Raw genomic sequence first — 3421 nt, 5'->3', positions numbered from 1 at the left:
GACTCGTCGGCATCCTCCACGGATGCCTCAAAACCCACACCCCCTACAACGAAACCACCGCCTGGACACACCACCAACACCAGCAAACCGCCGCTTGACAACCAAAACCCAGGGATGTCTTCACGGCTCTCACGAGGTGGGGTAGAGGGCGGAGATCTCGGCGTCGTAGCGGCTGTGGATGACGCGGCGCTTGAGCTTGAGCGTGGGGGTGACCTCGCCGGACTCCGGGGTCCACGGCCGCGTGATCACCTGGTAGCGCTTGACCTGCTCGACCCGCGCCAGGCGGCTGTTCGCGGCTTCGACGGCGGCTTCGATCTCCGCCCGTACCGCCGGGTGGGACGCGAGCATCGCCACGTCACCGCCTTCGATGCCCCTCGCCGCCGCCCAGCCGGGCAGGATCTCGTCGTCCAGCACGATCAGCGCGCTCACGTACGGGCGGTCGTTGCCGATCGCGATCGCCTGTCCGATCAGCGGGTGCTCCTTGAGCAGGCCTTCGATCCGGGTCGGCGCGATGTTCTTGCCGCCCGAGGTGATGATCAGCTCCTTCTTCCGGTCGGTGATCCGGACGAACCCGTCGGCGTCGATCTCGCCGATGTCGCCGGTGGCGTACCAGCCCTCGTCGTCGGTCGCCGGTTTGATCGAGCCGTCCTCCTGCAGGTAGCCGAGGAACAGCAACGGACCCCGGACCAGCAGTTCCCCGTCCTCGGCGACCTTGACCTCCGTGTCGGCGACCGGCCGCCCGACGGTGCCGGCGTGGAACGCCGCCGCGCTGTTCGTGGTCACCGCCCCCGAGGTCTCCGACAGACCCCACACCTCGTGGATTTCGACGCCGAGCCCGGCCATGAAGTACAGCACCTCCACCGGCAGCGCGGCGGCCCCGCTGGAGCAGAAGGCCAGCCGGTCCAGGCCGAGCAGCGCCCGGATCGGGGCGAGCACGCTGCGGTCGGTCTCGGCGATCCGCTCGGCCAGCTCGGCGGGGACCTCCTCGCCCGCATCGCGCAACTTGTAGCCCTGCTGCAGCAGTTCGTTGGCTTCGAGCAGGATGGTGCGCCGTTCTTCTGGCACGGTCGCCAGCATGTTCTTCAGCCCGGCGACCATCTTCTCCCACACGCGGGGCACCCCGAAGAAGCCCTGGGGGTGGACCCGGCCGAGCGCGCCGGCGATCCCGGCCGGGTCGGCGAGCGTGTGCACGTGCCCGGCGTAGACGATCGGCATGTAGATCGAGATCTCACGTTCGGCGATGTGGGCCAGCGGCAGGTAGGCGATGTTGCTCGGGTGCAGCGGCGCGTCGTGCTCGGTGAGCACCGCGTACGCCTCGTGGATGACGTTGTGGTGCGACAGCACCACGCCCTTGGGCTCGCCGGTGGTGCCCGAGGTGTAGATCATCGACAGCGGGTCGTCCGGCCGGACGTCGTCCACCGCGCGCTCGAAGACGGTGGGGTCGGCCTCGTGCAGTTCGGCCCCGCGGCGGCGCAGGTCGGCGAGGCTGACGAACCGGTCGTCGCCCTCGGGCATCGCGTCGGCGTCGATCACCACGATGCGGCGCAGCGCGGGCAGGTCGTCGAGGACCTGCTCCCAGCGCTTCAGTTCGCTCGCGCCGTGCAGCACCACCACCGGCGCGGCGCTGTGCCTCGCGACGTAGCGGATCTGGTCGGGGCTGAGCGTCGCGTAGGCGGTGCAGGAGATGGCGGCGAGGTGCGCCGCGGCGAGGTCCGCGATGAGGTGCTCGGGACAGCTGGGCGCCATGATCAGCATCCGGTCGCGGGCGCCGAGGCCGAGGTCCGCGAGCCCGCGCGCGACGGCCGCGATCTCGTTCCGAAGCTCGGCCCAGGTCAGGGTGGGCTCGCCCGCCGCGTCCAGCGAGGTCAGCGCAGGCAGGTCCCCGTATTCGGCGGCGTTGCGCCGCAGTAGCTTGACGACGGTCTGGCCTTCGGCCAGGGCTGCGACGGACTGCTGGTGGGTCATCATTGGCCTCCTGGAGCGACTGTCCCGCCCGACCGGGCCTACTCTATGTGACTGGCGACACAGGGCGGTAGTCCGGTCGAGGAAGGGAAGTGCGATGTCGTTCGCGACGGAGGCGGCCGAGCTCGACGCCCGGGACCCCTTGAGCGGCAAGCGAGCCGAGTTCGACCTGGATCCCGGACTGTCCTATCTGGACGGCAATTCGCTCGGCGCTCCGCCACGCACGGTAGCCACCCGCCTCGAGGAGGTCATCCGGAAGCAGTGGGGCGGCCGGTTGATCCGCTCCTGGAACGAAGGCTGGTGGAACGCACCGGAACGCGTCGGCGACCGGATCGCCCCGCTGATCGGCGCGGCGCCCGGCCAGGTCGTGGTCGGCGACGCGACGAGCGTGAACGTGTTCAAGGCCGTGGTGGCGGCGGTGCGCCTGAACCCCGGCCGGACCGAAATCCTGCTCGACGCCGGGACCTTCCCCAGCGACGGATACATCGTCGACAGCGCGGCGCGGCTCACCGGCCACGCGGTGCGGCGCGCGGCGCCGTCGGAGATGGCCGGGGCGGTGACCGAGCGGACCGCGGTCGCGGTGGTCAACCACGTCGACTACCGGACGGGACGGCGGCACGACCTGCCGGGCATCACGGCCGCGCTGCACGCGGCCGGCGCGCTCGCCGTATGGGATCTGTGTCACAGCGTCGGCGCCATGCCCGTGGGGCTCGACGCGGCCGAGGTGGACCTGGCCGTCGGCTGTACCTACAAATTCCTCAACGGCGGCCCCGGTGCCCCGTCCTTCTTCTACGTTCCGGCCCGCTACCAGGACCGGTTGGACCAGCCGCTGACCGGCTGGGCAGGCCACGCCGACCCGTTCGGGATGGCCGAGGAGTACGCGGTGGCGCCCGGTGTCAGCCGGGCCCGCACCGGCACCCCGGACATCCTGTCCATGCTGGCCCTGGACGCGGCACTGGACGTCTGGGACGACGTGACGATCGAGCAGGTGCGCGAGAAGGGCCTCGCGCTGGGCGACTTCTTCCTGCGCTGCCTCGACGGGCTGGTGCCCGGTGCCGAGGTCGTGACGCCTCGTGACCACGAGCGCGGGAACCAGATCTCGGTGCTTTGGCCGGATGCCGGGCGCGTGATGGGCCTGCTGACCGAGCGCGGCGTGATCGGCGACTTCCGGCCGCCGGACGTGCTCCGGTTCGGCCTGGCCGCCCTGTATGTCCGCTACCGCGACGTCCTGCGCGCCGCCGAAGAGCTGGCCGCGCAGGCTTAGGCCCTGTCTCTGTCTGAAGTGGGTGACCGGGTTGCGGGTTGGCCGTGAGGGGTCCCCTCACGGCGCCCAACACCGCGCGAGCGTGGGACACACGCGCCGGAGGGTGGGGTACAGGCGCACGAGCGTGGGACTCGCCGGGCAGCGCCGAGCGGACCGGACTTTGCCGGAGCCCTGGTCGATACGGCTGTGAAGGGA

2 protein-coding genes are annotated in these 3421 nt (G+C 70.9%); one reads left to right on the top strand and one right to left on the bottom strand.

The genetic code is table 11. The features are described 5' to 3' along the window. Nucleotides 1-129: 129 nt before the first annotated feature. Nucleotides 130-1965: an AMP-dependent synthetase/ligase gene (locus tag FNH05_RS34905; protein ID WP_144593118.1), complete on the bottom strand. Its 1836-nt coding sequence runs from the start codon at nt 1963-1965 to the stop codon at nt 130-132. Between the two features lie 94 nt (nt 1966-2059). Here FNH05_RS34905 and kynU point away from each other — a divergent pair, with 94 nt between their 5' ends. Then, entirely contained in the window at nt 2060-3226 is a 1167-nt protein-coding gene (gene kynU / locus FNH05_RS34900) for a kynureninase (RefSeq protein WP_144593117.1), read from the top strand. The last annotated feature ends 195 nt before the right edge of the window (nt 3227-3421 follow it).

The organism is Amycolatopsis rhizosphaerae, from assembly GCF_007713715.1.
Taxonomy (GTDB): domain Bacteria; phylum Actinomycetota; class Actinomycetes; order Mycobacteriales; family Pseudonocardiaceae; genus Amycolatopsis_E; species Amycolatopsis_E rhizosphaerae.
This window is presented reverse-complemented; position numbering and strand designations above follow the sequence as displayed.

Coding starts and splice junctions, on each gene's coding strand:
- kynU (WP_144593117.1), top strand. CDS start 2,060: ATGTCGTTCGCGACGGAGGCGGCCGAGCTCGACGCCCGGGACCCCTTG.
- FNH05_RS34905 (WP_144593118.1), bottom strand. CDS start 1,965: ATGACCCACCAGCAGTCCGTCGCAGCCCTGGCCGAAGGCCAGACCGTC.